The sequence below is a fragment of the Paraburkholderia sp. J11-2 genome, assembly GCF_905220185.1.
Lineage (GTDB): Bacteria > Pseudomonadota > Gammaproteobacteria > Burkholderiales > Burkholderiaceae > Paraburkholderia.
This window is the reverse complement of the sequence record NZ_CAJMYY010000135.1, coordinates 1-337: the sequence shown is the minus strand read 5'-3', so window position 1 is coordinate 337 and position 337 is coordinate 1. Positions and strand designations below refer to the sequence as shown.

The 337-nt window shown below is 65.9% G+C and carries 1 protein-coding gene; it reads right to left on the bottom strand.

The window, feature by feature from the left end; all coding sequences use genetic code 11:
- On the bottom strand, positions 1–337 hold a 337-nt coding region (locus U5A57_RS41500; protein ID WP_321918138.1), incomplete at both ends, for a LysR substrate-binding domain-containing protein.

Here is a 337-nt window from a genome sequence, read left to right as displayed (position 1 = left end):
TGTCCGGTTGCTCCGCCGCGCGCTGGAAGCGACGGCTGCGTCGGCGTGGGCCTCGCAGATCTCCATTGCCCGTGCCAATGCGGGAGACAGCGTTGTACGCAGATGCGCGAGCAAGGTGCGCACCTTGGCATCGAGGTAGCGCCGCGAAGGATAGACGGCATAAACCGTGAACGGCCGCAGATGGATCTGCGGCAGAACGCGCCTGAGCTTGCCACTCGCGAGATCGTCAGCCACCGAATAGGTGGCAAGCGTGCCAATGCCCGCTCCGGCCAGAATCGCCGCCCGCAATGCCTCGGGCGAGTTTGCCCGGAACGGCGTGCGCGTAATGGTCCAGACG